Raw genomic sequence first — 395 nt, 5'->3', positions numbered from 1 at the left:
GCTTGAATTTCATACAGCGGATACGTTTCATAATCTTGAGAAGTCAGCGCCTGCTGCTGATTCGTTCTGATCATGTCGGCAAAGGTGTCCTCAGCCCCACTACGGATACGTATTGGAATGGTGTTAATGAACAAGCCCACCATATTTTCGATCCCCGAAATATCCGCTGGACGACCAGACACTACACCGCCAAAAACAGCGTCGTCACTACCGTTGTACTTTTGGAGCAGCAATCCCCAAGCTGTTTGCAGCAATGTATTCGGGGTCACATGGTGCTGCTTGGCCACCATTTCCATACGTCCGGTCAAATCTTTGCCCAGATCGCACAGGATATGCTCAAATTGTGCACCGTCCGCTTTCACGCCTACTTTTCCGGTCGGAATCGAAGTTTGCTG

General features: G+C 49.6%; 1 protein-coding gene. It reads right to left on the bottom strand.

Features of this window, described 5'->3' with window-relative positions; translation table 11 throughout:
- A partial coding sequence (locus ACL9RM_RS26560) for a condensation domain-containing protein (protein WP_414126711.1) occupies nucleotides 1–395 on the bottom strand: 395 nt, incomplete at both ends.

Source organism: Paenibacillus sp. S29 (genome assembly GCF_049319765.1).
Lineage (GTDB): Bacteria > Bacillota > Bacilli > Paenibacillales > Paenibacillaceae > Paenibacillus > Paenibacillus polymyxa_B.
This window is presented reverse-complemented; position numbering and strand designations above follow the sequence as displayed.